This window comes from Chryseobacterium indologenes (assembly GCA_016025055.1).
In the GTDB taxonomy this organism is placed as follows: domain Bacteria; phylum Bacteroidota; class Bacteroidia; order Flavobacteriales; family Weeksellaceae; genus Chryseobacterium; species Chryseobacterium indologenes.
This window is the reverse complement of record CP065590.1, coordinates 4785321-4801725: the sequence shown is the minus strand read 5'-3', so window position 1 is coordinate 4801725 and position 16405 is coordinate 4785321. Positions and strand designations below refer to the sequence as shown.

The following is a 16405-nucleotide window of genomic DNA, read 5'->3' as shown; positions in this document are numbered from 1 at the left end:
AAAAGCTTAGTTATAAAAATAAAAAAGGCACCAACTACAGTTGGCGCCTTTTGGTTACCTAAAAAGTGTCTAACTTTTTTGGGACATTTATTATTGTGCTTTCACTTGCTCTATCTTGATGTATATTTTAGAAAGGTTGGGTTGGGCACTTCCAGAAGTGGGTGCTCCTGCCATAATGGTTGCGGTATAAGCGGTTTTTGAAGAAGCATTGCTGTCTATCCAGGTATATCTTCTGTGTTCAGGTCCGCCACTGGCTCCGTCTATAATCCCTACGTTCCCCCAGTAAGCGTTTCCTACTGCCCCTGTGCCTTGAGGGTACCAGGTTGCTGATGAGTCTGCCATACCACCCCATACTCCTGAGGTAATATTGTTTGTTGTTACCGCTGAACCAATATAACCCCCATATTCGGTATTGTAATTCCAATAGAGATTCACGGTAGCACCTGTATTATTATACAATTGTACATTGGGAACGGCAGCAGTTGTACCACTTGTAGTGTCAAATATTACCCTTATGGAATACTTACCATCCGGAGTAGTCAGAGGAAAAGTATAGGCTTGTTTCCCGTTGGCATCAGTTGTTAGGGTAGGATATCCCATGGCAGCAACGGGTGAAATGTCAGCACGGCTGCTATTTCCCACTGTAGCAGTACAGTTTTGTGCTGCTGTTAAGAAAGGGATTGCAGAGCTGTTCAGAGGAAGAGTCATATCATTCGCAGTGGTAGGAGTTCCGGTTACGGAGAACACCAATTCGCCATCACCAAACTCTAAAGTTCCGGGTCTTAGCTGGAAAGTTAATCCGTTCACTGTAAAAGGAGCTCCTGAATTATACGAACCACCATTTCCCTGGCTATAGGTAACTCTAAGGTTTCCGTTGAAAGGAGTACCCGGAGTATACGTGGAAGGATTTAAATAAGCTGTAGTACATTGTAATGCGGAAATCGCCGGAGAAATGGCATTGGTTGCTTGGGTAAGCCTTTGCCATACAACGCCATCAAAATAATAATAGCCCATAGCAGTAACATTGATACGCTGCCCTGTAGCATCTCCACCGGTGACATCCGTAATATAAATTAATGCTCCTCTCTGATCGCTGCCATAGCTCGCCGTATTGGCTGTAAGTTCAGCCCTTGTAAGCCTTGGAGCCTGTAATCCGTACGTTTGCGTGTTATCCGTAAGTATACCCGAATTGTCTCTTTTAGCAGATACATCCATTGTTGTTTTGGGAACACTTGTATTGATACCAACTTGGGCAAATGAGAATCCGGCAATAAAAATAGCACTGAATTGTGTAAATTTTGTTTTCATATTATGGTGTGATTTTGCTAAGTCAAATATAACTTATTTTATGAAAAAAAAATAAAATAATTCCTTAATAGATGAAAAAAAATTAATTAACTTGTAATATTTTATAAAAATGTAATGGGTTTAAAATGAATTGCAATTTATTTATTTTCAGTAATTTATGTGGGGTTGTGACAATTGATGTTAAATTTAAGTTTTCTCTGAAATAAAATGTTTTTTTTAAAAAAAGTATTGATATTTATCTCTTTTTAATATCCTGAAGGTAAGAAGTGCTATAAACACATCTGATAAATTGTCCAGATTTTAAAATACCGCATATCTTTTAATCATAAATAATTTCGCAAGAGCTTGGAGTAAATACGTTTTACAACCAATCCGGTTTATGGGTATAAAAAGTAGAATTAACAATTTTATAAAATATAATCAGATACATCCGGGTATTTCCTGCCAAAATTTTTTCTATATTTAGATGAAGTATATTAAAGATAATGCCGATAAACCTACTACCTCCGGACGGAGGCATGTTATATAAAGAAACAGATATGGCACAGCTTTTCCCTGAGCCGTTAAATGCAGTAACTGCTGTATTTTTTTTAGCCTTAGCCATTTTCTGGACCATTAAAATGAAGGGTAATTTTAAAAGATATCCTTTTTTATCTTACTGCTTGGTTTTATTATATATCGGAGCCATAGGCGGAACTGTCTATCATTCATTCAGGCAGTGGCCGGTATTTATCATGATGGATTGGCTGCCCATTATGTTACTCTGTCTGTCTGCCGGATTTTACTTTGTAGCGCAGAGCACCAGATGGTACTATGCTGTTATAATAGTTCTTGTCTATCTGATATTGATGTTGGGTTTGAGAAACTGGATGTTGACAGATAATACTTCTCTCTTTATCAATATCAATTATGCATTGATGGCCTCATTTGTACTTTTCTCGGTGCTAAAGTATTTGATTTTCACTCAATGGGAAGCAGGCAAATGGGTTGGTTTTGCTTTATTGTCGTTTGTTCTTGCACTCACTTTCCGTATCGTTGATCAATGGGGATGGTTGAGCTTCGGAACACACTTTTTGTGGCATACTTTCGGAGCTGCAGCTACATTTTGCATGTTTAATTATATCTATCTTACACGAAATACAATTGAAAATAATAAGTAATTAAACTTAACCACAAAAGGCACAAAAGATTTTAGACACTTAAGCGATTTTAAGTGAAATTTTTGTGTACAGGAAGTACACAGATTTTTTGATGGATAGGTACTTAATGATGTTTTTATGCCACGAATGCACGAATATCTATGTAAGATCTGCTCAGTCGGATGAATCTGTGGAAATAAAAGCCTCCGTCTGCGAGAATAAACCTTATAAAAATTGTGTTTTAATAAAAAATAATCGTTTTTTTTATGAAATTCACAGTCTGCTTCTTTTAATGTTGAAAGAAAGATGATTTACTTATATTTGCCCTGCAAAGTAAAATTAAATGTTCAAAAAAGTAAGCACTGTATTTATCCTTGGATTGAATACGGTTTTTTGTTCGGCCCAACAGGTTCGGCCCTCCAAATCATCTGAAATTTACCGCGAGCTCAAAACGCTTAGACAGCTGCCTAAAGTTTTATACCTTGCAGCTCATCCTGATGATGAGAATACGGGATTGCTGTCTTGGCTCATCAATGATCAGAATGTAGAAACGGGCTATTTATCCCTAACACGGGGAGACGGCGGTCAGAATTTATTAGGAACAGAGCAGGGTGCTGCATTGGGCTTAATCAGAACACATGAGCTGTTGGAAGCAAGAAAGTTGGACGGCGCCCGGCAGTTTTTTACCCGTGCGATTGATTTCGGGTTCTCTAAAAATACTACTGATACTTTTAAACAATGGAATGCAGACAGTATTACAGCAGATGTGGTCTGGGTAATCCGTCAATTCCGTCCTGATGTTATCATTTGCCGCTTTCCACCTACTGCTGCGGCAGGTCACGGACAACATGCAGCTTCGGCAGTGGTGGCGGAAAAAGCTTTTAAGCTGGCAGGCGATAAAAATGCTTTTCCGGACCAACTGAAATATGTTAACGTATGGCAACCCAAACGCGTATTGTGGAATACCTTCCGTTTTGGTGGAGTTAATACAACCGCTGAAAATCAACTGAAAGTTACGGTTGGGCAATATGATCCACAATTGGGAATGGGCTATGGTGAACTGGCAGGGCTAAGCAGGAGTTTACATAAAAGCCAGGGTGCCGGAACACAGTCTGTCGCTGGAATCAGAACTGAATATTTTGCCCATGTCAGTGGTGAGCCTGCAAAAGCAACCCTTTTTGACGGAATACCTAAAACCTGGACTTCACAAGGAAACGCTGATATAGACCAGTCTCTGGATAAGATTATTTCCGCTTTCAGCTTCAATAACCCTGACCTCAGCTTACCTGCTTTGCTTGCCTTACGGAAAAAAGTTGTAGCGCTAAAGGATGCAGATGTAAAAAAAGACAAACTGAAATCTCTTGACCATATCATTGTAAGCTGCGTCGGGTTTATGGGCGAGGTGGTTACCAATCAGGCTGAAGCAGTTGCCGGCAATCATTACAATTTCAGGTTAAATCTGATTTCAAGAGCTGCAGACCCTGTTGTGTTAGAAAATGTAAAATGGGTAAATCAATCTGAAAGCTTCAACAGAAAACTATCAAAAGATTCGTTGATTACCCTCCAGCATGACATTCAGATTCCTGAAGATGCAGCACTCACAGAACCTTACTGGTTGGCAAAACCTCCTGTAAATGCAGCAACTTTCTCGGTTCCAAATGATACCTTAGTCGGTTTACCTGAAGCAGAGTCACCTTTGAATGTTTTGCTTGGGTTAAAAATCGGTTCTGAAAAGTTTCAGGTTCAACTTCCTTTATCTTTCAAAAAATTAGACCCCGTGCGTGGTGATGTCGTGGAAGCTTTGCGCATTTTTCCTGCACTGGAACTGAAGTTTACACAACCGCTTTATTTAGTCAGGGAAGATGAAGATTTACAATTGAATTTAAATGTGAAAGTCAATTCTAATAAACCGTATCGTAAAGGTGTTCTAAACCTCATGTATAACGGAGAACGATTAGGTGGAGCTGATGTAAGTCTGAACAATGGAAAAGATACTACCATCAATTACGTTATTCCAAAAACCAAGCTTGCTGCCATTAATTCTGCCCGTCGGCAATTGGATGCCAGCTTTGTTGCAGATGGAGCCACTTTTAATAAAAAACAGGTATTAATTCAGTACCCTCATTTACCATCCCTACAATATTTTGCTCCTGCGACGGTAACCGTAATGAAAGGTGATATTCAGGCGAAGATTAAAAAAGTAGGATATATTGAAGGTGCGGGCGATTTTATTCCTGAGTTCCTACGCATTGCAGGTATTCAGGTTGACGTTCTGAAAGATGAAGATTTTTACGGCAACTCAGATGAATCCATCGAAAATAATAGTCGGAACAAGCTCTCGCAATATGATGCCATTATACTTGGTGTTCGCGCCAATAACACAGAGAAAAAGCTGGGTCGCTGGATGCCCTTTTTATGGTCTTATGCAAAAGCCGGAGGTAATCTGGTGATGCAGTACAACACCAACCAGGATACAACCGTTGATCAATTGGGAATGTACAATTTCAGTATTGCCAATAAGCGGGTCACTGAAGAAAATGCATCGGTTAAGTTCTTAAATCCAGGCCATAAATTGCTGAACTTCCCGAATAAAATTACTGCAGATGATTTTAAAGGCTGGGTACAGGAGCGGGGTGCTTATTTCCCTGCCCAATGGGATGCAGCGTATGAACCGCTTTTTGAAATGTATGATACAGGCGAAGAACCTCTGCAGGGATCAACGTTATATGCCAAATATGGTAAAGGTAATTTTATTTATACCCCGTTGGCGTTTTTCAGACAGCTGCCTGCGGGAAATGTGGGAGCGGCACGTTTATTTTTTAACTTTTTATCTGCACAGAAGAACTGATGAACAAGCAACTTAAAAATTGGAATACCTGGTACATACTATTAGCAGCTGCATTAGTATTACAGATCGCATTTTATTATTGGTTTACTAAATTCTGGGCATGAGTACTATAGACTGGACAGTTCTTATTTTTACACTCTTGGTAGTGGTGATTTATGGTGTATTCATTGGTCGTGGTCAGAAAAGCAACGAATCTTACCTGAAAGCAGATAATAAAATGCCGTGGTACATTGTGCTTTTAGGAATTATGGCTACGCAGGCCAGTGCCATTACATTTTTGTCTGCACCGGGCCAGGCTTATACAGACGGCATGCGTTTCGTACAGTATTACTTTGGATTACCTCTCGCGATGATTGTGATCTGTATCACTTTCATCCCGATTTTTCAACGCTTAAATGTTTATACAGCTTACGAATATTTAGAAAACCGTTTTGATAAAAAAACAAGGGTACTCACGTCGCTGCTTTTTCTTTTTTCCAGAGGTTTATCAACAGGAATCAGCATTTATGCTCCGAGTATTATTTTATCAAGTGTTTTAAACTGGAATATTTACTTAACCAATGTTTTAACAGGAGGTATTTTGTTGATTTATACCTATGTTGGTGGTGCAAAAGCAATTGCCCACACCCAGAAATTACAGTTTCTTATTATTCTGGGGACAATGGCTTTTGCGGGATATCTGCTTATTCAGAATATGCCGAATGGAATTGGTTTTCAGGACGCACTCTATCTCGCCGGGAAATCTGGAAAGCTCAATGTCATTACTACAGAATTCGATTGGAAAGATAAATACAATATCTGGAGTGGGTTAATCGGCGGTTTTTTTCTGGCATTATCTTACTTCGGCACAGATCAGAGCCAGGTGGGGAGGTATATTACAGCGAAAGACAATACCAATGCAAAAATGGGCTTGTTGCTGAACGGATTGGTTAAAATCCCGATGCAGTTTGCTATTCTGCTGATCGGTGCTTTACTTTTCGCATTCTTTTCTCTGAAACCGGCTCCGATTTACTTTAATGAACGGTCTTATCAATATTTAAAGGAAAAGCAACCTGAGCAGGCGGCAATTTTTGAAAAAGATCATCAGGATTTACAAATAAAATTTAATGCCGAATCAAAAGAAATTCTAAAGCTCAAGGAAATTCATTCTCCCCAACTCAAACAAAGAATTCAGGATTTTAAAAATACCCAGACTCAGGTTAAAGAACTTCATGGAAGGGTAGAGGAAGCGATCAACAATTCAAACTATAATGCCGAGAAAACGGATACCAACTATATATTCCTGTATTTTGTAAAAAATACCTTGCCTGTAGGAATGATAGGTTTGTTATTCGCCGTTATTTTTCTGGCCAGCTGGGGTTCCATTTCGGCAGCGTTGAATTCCCTTGCTGCATGCTCATTAAAAGATGTTCATTTAATATTCAGCAAAGAAATTCCTGACGATAAGACTGAATTGAAATATAGCCGGCTGCATACTTTAGCATGGGGAATCTTTTCAATCGGTGTTGCGATGTTTGCGACACAGATGGGATCGCTTATCGAAGCGGTTAATGTATTGGGTTCTCTTTTCTACGGGCCGATACTGGGAATTTTCCTGGTCGCATTTTACTATAAAAAAGTTGACGGCCCGAATGTATTTATTGCTGCCATTTTATCGGAAATTACGGTTATTGCCGTGTATCAGTTCGATGTCGTTTCTTTCCTCTGGCTCAATGTAATCGGGGCAGCAGCAGTCATTATATTTTCTGCCGTTGGGGTATTGTTTTATAAGCATAAAGCAGTAAATTCGTAAGCAAACAACAGTAAGCATACAAATAAACAAAAATATTATGAAAACCATCATCAAATCGGCAACCGTACTTGTTGCGACCATGACAATCTCCCTGAATGCCTTTGCACAGGATACTAAAAAACCTGCCAGCCCTCCTGCTACTGCAACGGGAAAAATTAAAGATGCAAACATTACCATCGCCTATAGCAGCCCTTCTGTTAAAGGACGTACCATATGGGGCGGTTTGGAAGCTTATGATAAAGTCTGGCGGGCAGGTGCCAATGAAGCGACTACTTTCGAAACGGATAAAGACCTTACCGTTCAGGGTAAAAAACTACCTGCAGGTAAATATAGTTTTTTCCTGATCCCTAAAGAAAGCGGAACATGGACCGCAATTTTTAACAAAGAGCCAAAGCAATGGGGAGCTTATAAATATGAACAAGCCAAAGATGCCTTACGTGTTGATGTAAAAACAAAAGCTTTACCGGCAACACAGGAAAACTTGGTATATAAGATAAACAATAATGGTTTCACAATGGATTGGGATAAAATCTCGGTTCCTGTAGAAATAAAATAAATGTAAAAACAAAAAATCCCGCTACTGCGGGATTTTTTGTTTTTACATTTTAATCTTAAAGATTATTTATCTGTTCAGATGAGCCTGTTTCTATTTTCCTTCGAGAATTCCGATAGCATAAGGGGTTTTGTCTTCCTTCTTTTCATAAATGTAAAATCTGTAAGCGGATGGAGATATTTCGTCTTTTACTAAAGTAACAAAGCCTGTTGGTGTACATTGATCAACACCTTCTTCAATTACTTCCTTGAACAGGATTTTTTTCCTTCATCTTTTATCAGGTTCCATTTACCAGCACATCCTAGCACGGGATAAGAAACTATAACATTTTGTTTTGTAGACACATCGACATTAATAGCCCAAGACTCATTTTCTCCCTTTTGAAAACCTACTCCTGTAAGTTGTTGGGAAAATAACAGGGCAGAAGGTAATAAGGCTAAAAGTGAAATGATTTTTTTCATATAGATTATTAATTAAAAATGTGACGGTTTAATCGGGGGGCTTTAAATAAAAAAATAACATCCATAGTTTATTTTATTGGAGATTTTCCCGGTTTGTAAACTTCGTGTTGTAATACTAAAAATAACATGGAAAATTTGCTCTTTTTTACATGTTACATAGTAAATAGATTCTCTGCTTCATTTTGATCCCGCATTTTCTTTATTTGATTGTAATTAGTTTTTGGTTGATAAATATACTTTCCAGTACTTCTGTACCTCTACATTATTCCATGACGTTTTTTCAGCAATAACCCTTTATACATATAGCTTGATTGATAAATTATCTGTTTCCTGTATTGAAATAAATGAGTACAAATATTGATAAAATAAAATAAAAAAAAAAAAAAGTTTATTTATACACTTAATTAAGTATATTTGTATACTAATTTATAGGTTATGAATTTTCATCTTATAAAAGCTGTTGTTGAACTTGTTCAGCAATTCACACAGCAAAATGAAGGTAAATCGGTATACAATAACGATTTGCAGGGGGTTTATGAGATGGATCAGTGAGTCCCGCTCTGAGGCGCATGATCCGAATTGGATAGGTAAGGAATCAGGAAGGAGTCCGGAGAGCATGATCAATACTTTATTGATAAGGATGGGAAGATATGCCAAATCGTATTCAAAGTCGGCAGTGGGAAACTCAGTTTTCTCCAGTCAGGATGATTTTATATATCTCATAGGGCTCAAAACGAAAGGGGCGATGACTAAAATGGAACTGATTCATCATAATGCCCATGAGAAATCAGCAGGCATTCTGATTATTAACCGATTGATTCACCATGGATGGGTGGCACAAAGTGTTTCTGAAACTGATAAAAGAGCAAAATATATTAACATAACGGAGAAGGGGCTTGCGGTGCTGGAAGAGCATATGAAGGATATCCGCAAGGCTTCCCGCGTGGTTGTAGGAAATCTTAGCCACTCCGAACAGATGCTGCTCATTATAATCCTCTCGAAATTGGACGAATTCCATGATTCCTTGTATCGTATGAATCTGGAAGTAAAGGATCTGTTGGATGAGGCATATAAAAAATTAAACTGAGCATATTGAAGATACCAGTTAAAACAAGAAAATAAATAACAATGAATACGGGAAAGGCAAGAAAGAGAATTGCGGTGATAGGATCCGGGTTTTCGGGACTCTCCGCTGCTGCGTACGCTGCGAAAGCAGGGGATGAGGTGCATGTATTTGAGAGACATTCACAACCTGGAGGGCGTGCAAGGCAATTTACAACCGACGAGGGATATGTTTTTGATATGGGCCCAAGTTGGTATTGGATGCCGGATATTATCGAAGGTTTTTTCCGTGATTTTGGGTATAAAGTAGCTGATTTCTATGAATTGGTTTCCTTGGATCCTCAGTTTGAGATGGTTTTTTCAGAAGAAAAAATTATGGTTCCTGAGAAAAGTAATGACATCCGCGAATTATTCGAAAAGATAGAGCCGGGCGCTGCTAAGCAGTATGATCAATTTATGAAGTCCGCAAAATACAAGTATGAGGTAGGTATGCAGGATTTTGTGACCAAACCATGCTATAATTGGTTTGAATTTGCCTCTTTAAAAATAGCAGGTAGTATCTTTCAACTGGATCTTCTCAGCAATTTCAGGAAATATGTGTCCGGTTATTTTTCTGATCTGAAATTAAGATCCCTGATGGAGTTTCCTGTAATTTTCCTGGGGGCGGCCCCTCAGAATATTCCCGCTCTCTATAGCCTGATGAATTATGGAGGCTATGTTTTGGGAACCAAATATCCGATGGGAGGTTTTTATCAGCTTGTATTAGCGATGCAGAAAGTAGCTGAAAAACAGGGGGTAGTTTTTCATTTTAACAAGGACGTCCAGAAACTCAATACGGAAGATGACAGGATCCACTCCATACGGATTGATGGTAAAGACTACGAGTTTGATGCGGTGATTGCTTCTGCAGATTACCATCACACAGAGACTTTAATTCCCAAGTCCCTGAGAAATTACAACAATACCTATTGGGAATCCAGAACCTTTGCACCTTCATGTTTAATCTATTATCTGGGAGTCAAAGGGAAAATAGCAAATTTAAAACATCATACCCTGTTTTTTGAAAACGAGCTGGATGATCATATTGACTGTATTTATAAACATAAAAAATGGCCTTCCAGACCTCTTTTTTATTCATGCTGTCCTTCAAAAACAGATCCCGGTGTTGCGCCCGAATCCTGTGAAAACCTCTTTTTATTGCTTCCCCTTACACCGGGAATACACGACGAAGAAGCGGTAAGGGAAAAATATCTGGTAGAAATGCTGGAAAGGATCGAAAAGCACACCGGTGAAGTTGATCTTATGTCCAGAATAGAGTATAAAAAAAGTTATTGTGTAAGTGATTTCATGGCAGATTATAATGCGTATAAAGGAAATGCCTACGGATTATCCAATACTTTATCCCAAACGGCAGTATTAAAACCCAAGATAAGAAACAAAAAGATCAGGAATCTTTTTTATACAGGACAATTAACGGTACCGGGACCTGGAGTTCCTCCATCATTAATTTCAGGAAAAATTGTAGCATCTGAAGTCAGTAAACTAAAAATAGAAAAAAATGAAAAAATTGTTTGATGAATTGTCTTACGAAGTCAGTAAGTGCACGACACAAAAATACAGTACCAGTTTTTCATTAGGAATACTGGCCTTAAAGCCATCCATCAGACCTGCCATCTATGCCGTGTATGGATATGTGCGTCTTGCTGATGAAATTGTAGATAGTTTTCACGGTTATGATAAGGAGAAACTTTTGAAGAGATTACAGATGGAGACTGATGAGGCCATTCAGGAAGGAATATCTCTTAATCCTATTCTGCATTCATTTCAGGAAGTGGTCCGACAGTATGCGATTGATCAACAACTGATCCGTCAGTTTCTGCATAGTATGGAAATGGACCTGCATCAAATTGATTACAATTCAACACTGTACAATGAGTATATCCATGGGTCTGCAGAAGTGGTAGGGCTGATGTGTCTGCAGATTTTTACAGAAGGCAATAAGCAGCAGTATGAGAAGCTTAAACCTTTTGCCATGAAGCTGGGATCCGCTTTTCAGAAAGTTAATTTCTTACGCGATCTGAAAGATGATTACCAGGTGCTGGGTCGTACTTATTTTCCTTCCCTGAATATGTCCGTATTCAATAATACCGTTAAACTCCGGATTGAAAAAGAAATTGAAGAAGAATTTAAAGAAGCATTACAGGGGATAAAAAAACTGCCTGGGTCTTCCATTTTCGGGGTGTACCTGGCGTACAGGTATTATTTATCGCTGTTTGAAAAAAATAAAAAAGACCAGCTCACAGCATATGTTGCAGCGAAGGATCAGAATTGCCAATTCACAAAAGATATTGGTGGCATTGAAAAGTTATATACGATATAAATCCGCTTATTTCTAGTCTGTAACAGCGGCGCCGGATGTATTGTTCGGAAAGGTAAATAAGCATAAAAAATAATATGATGTACAGATTATACAGAGAACAGCAGCTCAACTGCAGTATTGAAAGAGCTTGGGAATTTTTTTTCATCTCCAAATAATTTATCAGAGATAACGCCCGAGAGCATGAATTTTGTGGTTCACTCAAAAGATGCGGATCAGCCGATTTTTAAAGGAATGGAAATAGATTATACCGTTTCTCCCATATTGGGAATCCCGATGAAGTGGAAGACTGTGATCAGCCAGGTAGAAGATTTAAAAAGTTTTACAGACTTTCAAAAACAAGGACCTTATAAGTACTGGAATCATCATCATGAGTTCATTGCCAATGATAAAGGCGTACTGATGAAAGATACAGTAGATTATCAGCTTCCTCTGGGAATTTTGGGACGACTGGCCCATACAATCCTGGTAAAGAAGAAACTCAAAAATATTTTTGATTTCCGATACCGCGTATTGAACGATCTTTTTAATAACAAAGCTAAAAGATGATTGATATGAATTTTCTGATCGTTTTGGCAGTGTTTATTTCTATGGAGGGAGCCACATGGCTCATCCATCGCTACATTATGCATGGGTTTTTGTGGGGCCTGCACAGAGATCACCATGATCATAGCCATGAAGGAAAGCTTGAGCGGAATGATCTGTTTTTTTTCATTTTTGCAACCCCTGCTATTGCCTTGTTATATCTGGGTGTGAAGCAGGATTTCAGCCATTGGTTCTATATCGGTCTCGGAATAAGTCTTTACGGGATGGCGTACTTCTTTGTTCATGATATTTTTATCCATCAAAGGACAAAGATCTTGACAAAAACCACGAATCCTTATTTCCTGGCTATAAGACGTGCCCATAAGCAACATCACAAACATCTGGGAAAGGAAGAGGGCGAGTGCTTTGGTTTTTTATGGGTTCCTGTTAAATATTTTAAAATGTATTTCAATAAATGATGCCTTACACCTACATACTTATTAACTTTTTTACGGTCATTATTTGCTTTTTAGCATCTTTTGACAGACGGATACAATTTAATAAGCTCTTTGTCAAATTTCTGATCTCATCTACCATCGTGGCGATTCCCTTTATAATTTGGGATATATGGTTCACGCATAAAGGAGTGTGGTGGTTTGATCACTCCTATACTTTAGGATATAAAATAGCGGGTCTTCCTCTGGAAGAATGGCTGTTTTTCTACTGTATTCCTTTTGCCTGCGTTTTTACCTATTATTGCTTTGAAAAGTTTTTTACCCTGCAATGGACTAATGCTTTTAATAATCTTATTGTATTTACCTCCCTCATTGTTCTGAGTGTGGTGGGACTTCTTTATTACGAAAGAATATATACGCTGCTTACCGTTATCGTAACCATACTCACACTGGGGTACCTCCATTGGATTGCAAAAAAGGAATGGATTGCTAAGGCGAGCCTGATTTACCTGATTTTAATGCCCGGCTTTTTCGCAGTAAACGGAATTCTGACAGGATCTGTCATCCCTTCACCTGTTGTGAATTATAATCCTCATGATTTTTTAGGCATTAGAATGGGAACCATTCCCATTGAAGATGCTGTTTACGGCTACAGCCAGTTCTTGTTAAATATTTACGTTTTTAAAAAAATAACTAAAAATGATACATAAAAGAATTATTGGATTTTTAAGTATGCTCGGATTGGTATCAGTCTTGGCTTCATGTTCTTCTATACCTGAAAAAGCACAGCCTGTGAATCAGTTTGATGTCAACAGATATATGGGTACATGGTATGAGCTGGCAAGATTTGATTACAGGTTTGAAAAAGATCTTGATAATGCCATGGCACAGTACAGTCTGAATACAGATGGAAGCGTTGATGTGGTCAACAGCGGATATAATTTTAAAAAGAATAAATGGGTATCTGTTAACGGTACTGCAAAGTTCAGAGGAGATAAAAATACGGCCGCCCTGAAGGTGAGTTTTTTTGGACCTTTTTATTCCGGATATAATATAGTAGCTCTCGAAGACTATACCTACGCCCTGGTTGCAGGAAAGAATCTCGACTATTTGTGGATTCTTTCCCGTGAAAAAAATATACCTGAAAATATTAAACAGCGCTTCCTCCTCAAAGCAAAGGAAATAGGCTATGATACCTCAAAGCTCATCTGGGTGAAACAGGATAAGAAAAGTCCGTTTGACCATAAATAAACAATCTAAAATAAGTACAATGCAAAAGATACAGGCACAATCAACCATACCTACAGATTATGGTATATTCACGGTGTATGCATTCTCAGAAACCGATGATGACTGGAGTCCTCATCTGGCTTGGGTTGCGGAACATACTGACTTTGCCGGGACCGTCAATGTAAGATTCCATTCCGAATGCATTACAGGAGAGGTTTTTCATTCACAAAAGTGCGAATGCGGGCAACAACTGGATGCAGCTATGAAATATATGTCTGAAAACGGAGGAATGATCATTTATCTCAGACAAGAAGGAAGAAATATAGGAATTATTAATAAACTTAAAGCGTATCAGCTTCAGGAACAGGGCTTTGATACGGTTGAAGCTAATCTGAAACTGGGACTGCCTGCAGATGGAAGAAATTTTAACGTAGCAGTTGAAATACTGGAGATTTTAAGGGTCAAAACGATCAACCTGCTGACCAACAATCCGGATAAACTTAAATCTCTTGAGAATACTTCCATTATCCTTAATGAACGGATTCCCTTGGAAATTGATTCCAATGAAATGAATCAAAGCTATCTGGAGACGAAAAAAGGGTATTTCGGTCATATGCTGGAAAAAATTTAGATTCCCGTAAATACATCTTATAAAAAATAGATACCACACATTTTCAAAATGATAAATGCCGCGAAAAATGAGTATATATTTGATTGTTAAGTGTATACATGAAATTAGAAATGGAATCGCTGGTCGTATATTGCAGTTTTAAGAAATTTTAACGTTTCAGAATTTTTTTTAGGCATGGTCATTGTATATTTATATACCAAATTATTAAATATTATATTATGAACAATTCAGATTATAACAAAGCGGAAAATGCAGTCAATGAAACTGAAAACTCTTTAAAAAATGCAGCAGATAATGCGAAGTGGAAGATCAGTGATTTAGCGGATAAAGCTAAAGATTATATCAATGAAAAAAGAAATAACGATGAAGAAGCTACTCAGGAAGACTGGTTGGAAAGAGTAAAATCAAATATTTCAGATGCCTGGGAAGATATTAAAGATAAAGCTGATGAAGCATGGGAAGGTACAAAGGATGCTGCCGAAGATGTGAAAGCTGAATGGAGAAAAAAAACAAATTAAGTTAGTCACGAAAAGGCCGGAGCTGATAAAGCAATGGCCTTTTTTGTTTTTTTTGGTATATTAATATACTATATAAGGGGCGTTACGATACAGTAGGGCTCCTATTTTTATGATTTCCATGATGCTAATTGAATGGATGAAAATATAATGCTAAAGGAATAAAATAAAAATCCCCCAATAAAGGGGGATAAAAACTAATAACCATGAAAACTCAAATTAAACATGAGAATCGGTACAAAATTAAAACATATGTTTAAATTTTCCAAATAACTGAGATAAAATGTGGTATCTAAATGTTTTTTTATTAAGATTTATTTCAATATTTGATTTAAAAACAGAAGCAAGATGATCGTGATCATAATGTTTAAGCCATTATTTTGATACATTAGAATCTATATTGTAAGTGGTATTTATTTTATGAAAAAAAACTTTTTTGAACGGTTTTCGGATCGTGCCGTATGTATGACCGGAAGTGCAGAAGCATTTATAACAGCAAGCGCACTTGTTATTATTTGGGCTATTACAGGTCCTGTTTTCAATTACTCTGAAACGTGGCAGCTTGTCATCAATACAGGAACGACTATTGTGACTTTTTTAATGGTTTTCCTGATCCAAAAGACTCAGAATAAAGATTCTAAAGCAATTCAGATTAAACTCAATGAGTTAATTGCTTCCTATGAGAAAGCAAGTAACCGATTGGTTGCTATTGAAGATCTGACGGAAGAGGAACTGGATAAGCTCCATGCTTATTACGAAAGGTTAAGCACTTTAGCAAAGGATAAATCAAACAAAAATTCAGGTGACGCTGATCAATCTTCACCCGTAACTAATACATAGCGTTTTTATTATGATTGTAAAACCTTCTCAAATCGGTCAGGCTGATGAGCTGTCAGTAAAATCTCTGGTATATTTTATTATTGAGCTTGAAAAATTGTTTAAACGTATCGGGGAATGTCTCCTTTCTGCTAATGAAACGGTTTCAACAGCTGAAAGTGTAACCTCAGATTTTTTGCAGTTTTCCTTCTCTCAGATGAAAGATGCTTCCCGGTTTTTTAAGGGAGGACTTACCGCTTATACATTAGAAGAAAAAGTGAACCTGCTTCAGGTAAATCCTCACGAAGCGAAAGAGCATAACTGTGTTTCACCCCATATTGCCGAAACCATGGCGCTACATGCCGCGGAACGGTTTAATACAGATTGGGGAATTGGAGTAACCGGATATGCTACTCCTGTAGAAGAATCTAATGGGAAGCTGTTTGCTTATTTTGCCATTTCCTACAGAGGAAACATCATTCTTTCCGAAAAGCTGGATCTTCATTCAAGAACAAAACCAATCAATGCTCAGTTGTATTACAGTGAATTTATACTGGGATGTTTTAAGCTTGAACTTGATAAGCATAGATAAGGTGAAAATTCCTCTTAGATAGTAGCTGGGCTTGGAAAAAAAACAAAACTTAGTCGAGAAAACGCTTCATGAGCATTCTTTTAATAACAAAAAAATAGATA

Annotated in this window: 14 protein-coding genes and 3 pseudogenes; 15 read left to right on the top strand and 2 right to left on the bottom strand. The window is 37.9% G+C overall.

The annotated features are described in order from the left end of the window. Positions 1-90: 90 nt before the first annotated feature. Positions 91-1308 carry a hypothetical protein gene (locus H3Z85_22185; GenBank protein QPQ51865.1) on the bottom strand — a complete coding sequence of 406 codons (1218 nt, stop codon included), beginning with the start codon at positions 1306-1308 and terminating at the stop codon, positions 91-93. A gap of 485 nt (positions 1309-1793) precedes the next feature. Here H3Z85_22185 and H3Z85_22180 point away from each other — a divergent pair, with 485 nt between their 5' ends. The 4 genes from H3Z85_22180 (at position 1794) to H3Z85_22165 (ending at position 7643) form a co-directional block, all read left to right on the top strand. Beyond that, positions 1794-2468: a hypothetical protein gene (locus H3Z85_22180; protein QPQ51864.1), complete on the top strand. Its 675-nt coding sequence runs from the start codon at positions 1794-1796 to the stop codon at positions 2466-2468. 322 nt (positions 2469-2790) lie between these two features. After that, on the top strand, positions 2791-5295 hold the full coding sequence (locus tag H3Z85_22175; GenBank protein QPQ51863.1) for a PIG-L family deacetylase: 2505 nt from the start codon (positions 2791-2793) through the stop codon (positions 5293-5295). A 100-nt stretch (positions 5296-5395) separates the two neighbouring features. Then, positions 5396-7087: a sodium:solute symporter gene (locus tag H3Z85_22170; GenBank protein QPQ51862.1), complete on the top strand. Its 1692-nt coding sequence runs from the start codon at positions 5396-5398 to the stop codon at positions 7085-7087. 37 nt (positions 7088-7124) lie between these two features. Continuing rightward, positions 7125-7643, top strand: a complete 519-nt coding sequence (locus H3Z85_22165) for a DUF2911 domain-containing protein (protein ID QPQ51861.1) — start codon at positions 7125-7127, stop codon at positions 7641-7643. A gap of 236 nt (positions 7644-7879) precedes the next feature. Here the strand turns inward: H3Z85_22165 and H3Z85_22160 are convergent, their stop codons facing one another. Then, positions 7880-8101: a hypothetical protein gene (locus tag H3Z85_22160; GenBank protein QPQ51860.1), complete on the bottom strand. Its 222-nt coding sequence runs from the start codon at positions 8099-8101 to the stop codon at positions 7880-7882. A 435-nt stretch (positions 8102-8536) separates the two neighbouring features. Here H3Z85_22160 and H3Z85_22155 point away from each other — a divergent pair. From H3Z85_22155 to H3Z85_22105, 11 genes and pseudogenes are all read left to right on the top strand, one after another. Beyond that, a pseudogene (locus tag H3Z85_22155) lies at positions 8537-9188 on the top strand (winged helix-turn-helix transcriptional regulator). Between the two features lie 41 nt (positions 9189-9229). Next, entirely contained in the window at positions 9230-10738 is a 1509-nt protein-coding gene (gene crtI, locus H3Z85_22150; GenBank protein ID QPQ51859.1) for a phytoene desaturase, read from the top strand. Continuing rightward, a pseudogene (locus H3Z85_22145) lies at positions 10722-11559 on the top strand (phytoene/squalene synthase family protein). The gene crtI and the pseudogene H3Z85_22145 overlap by 17 nt, the downstream one beginning before the upstream one ends. A gap of 58 nt (positions 11560-11617) precedes the next feature. Further along, a pseudogene (locus H3Z85_22140) lies at positions 11618-12089 on the top strand (SRPBCC family protein). 5 nt (positions 12090-12094) lie between these two features. Further along, positions 12095-12544 carry a sterol desaturase family protein gene (locus H3Z85_22135; protein QPQ51858.1) on the top strand — a complete coding sequence of 150 codons (450 nt, stop codon included), beginning with the start codon at positions 12095-12097 and terminating at the stop codon, positions 12542-12544. Continuing rightward, positions 12541-13230, top strand: coding sequence for a lycopene cyclase domain-containing protein (locus tag H3Z85_22130; GenBank protein ID QPQ51857.1), 690 nt, complete (start codon positions 12541-12543; stop codon positions 13228-13230). Before H3Z85_22135 ends, H3Z85_22130 begins: the two co-directional genes overlap by 4 nt. Continuing rightward, entirely contained in the window at positions 13220-13771 is a 552-nt protein-coding gene (locus H3Z85_22125) for a lipocalin family protein (GenBank protein QPQ51856.1), read from the top strand. Before H3Z85_22130 ends, H3Z85_22125 begins: the two co-directional genes overlap by 11 nt. Before the next feature lie 19 nt (positions 13772-13790). Then, positions 13791-14381, top strand: coding sequence for a GTP cyclohydrolase II (gene ribA, locus H3Z85_22120; protein ID QPQ51855.1), 591 nt, complete (start codon positions 13791-13793; stop codon positions 14379-14381). A gap of 218 nt (positions 14382-14599) precedes the next feature. Next, positions 14600-14899, top strand: coding sequence for a hypothetical protein (locus H3Z85_22115; GenBank protein QPQ51854.1), 300 nt, complete (start codon positions 14600-14602; stop codon positions 14897-14899). 417 nt (positions 14900-15316) lie between these two features. Then, complete coding sequence (locus H3Z85_22110) at positions 15317-15736, top strand: low affinity iron permease family protein (protein QPQ51853.1); 420 nt, start codon at positions 15317-15319, stop codon at positions 15734-15736. Between the two features lie 10 nt (positions 15737-15746). Beyond that, the gene (locus H3Z85_22105) at positions 15747-16304 is read left to right on the top strand and encodes a nicotinamide-nucleotide amidohydrolase family protein (GenBank protein QPQ51852.1); all 558 of its coding nucleotides are present in this window, start codon (positions 15747-15749) and stop codon (positions 16302-16304) included. Positions 16305-16405 lie beyond the last annotated feature (101 nt).

Coding starts and splice junctions, on each gene's coding strand:
- H3Z85_22125 (QPQ51856.1), top strand. CDS start 13,220: ATGATACATAAAAGAATTATTGGATTTTTAAGTATGCTCGGATTGGTA.
- H3Z85_22170 (QPQ51862.1), top strand. CDS start 5,396: ATGAGTACTATAGACTGGACAGTTCTTATTTTTACACTCTTGGTAGTG.
- crtI (QPQ51859.1), top strand. CDS start 9,230: ATGAATACGGGAAAGGCAAGAAAGAGAATTGCGGTGATAGGATCCGGG.
- H3Z85_22135 (QPQ51858.1), top strand. CDS start 12,095: ATGAATTTTCTGATCGTTTTGGCAGTGTTTATTTCTATGGAGGGAGCC.
- H3Z85_22105 (QPQ51852.1), top strand. CDS start 15,747: ATGATTGTAAAACCTTCTCAAATCGGTCAGGCTGATGAGCTGTCAGTA.
- H3Z85_22130 (QPQ51857.1), top strand. CDS start 12,541: ATGATGCCTTACACCTACATACTTATTAACTTTTTTACGGTCATTATT.
- ribA (QPQ51855.1), top strand. CDS start 13,791: ATGCAAAAGATACAGGCACAATCAACCATACCTACAGATTATGGTATA.
- H3Z85_22160 (QPQ51860.1), bottom strand. CDS start 8,101: ATGAAAAAAATCATTTCACTTTTAGCCTTATTACCTTCTGCCCTGTTA.
- H3Z85_22185 (QPQ51865.1), bottom strand. CDS start 1,308: ATGAAAACAAAATTTACACAATTCAGTGCTATTTTTATTGCCGGATTC.
- H3Z85_22165 (QPQ51861.1), top strand. CDS start 7,125: ATGAAAACCATCATCAAATCGGCAACCGTACTTGTTGCGACCATGACA.
- H3Z85_22175 (QPQ51863.1), top strand. CDS start 2,791: ATGTTCAAAAAAGTAAGCACTGTATTTATCCTTGGATTGAATACGGTT.
- H3Z85_22115 (QPQ51854.1), top strand. CDS start 14,600: ATGAACAATTCAGATTATAACAAAGCGGAAAATGCAGTCAATGAAACT.
- H3Z85_22180 (QPQ51864.1), top strand. CDS start 1,794: ATGCCGATAAACCTACTACCTCCGGACGGAGGCATGTTATATAAAGAA.
- H3Z85_22110 (QPQ51853.1), top strand. CDS start 15,317: ATGAAAAAAAACTTTTTTGAACGGTTTTCGGATCGTGCCGTATGTATG.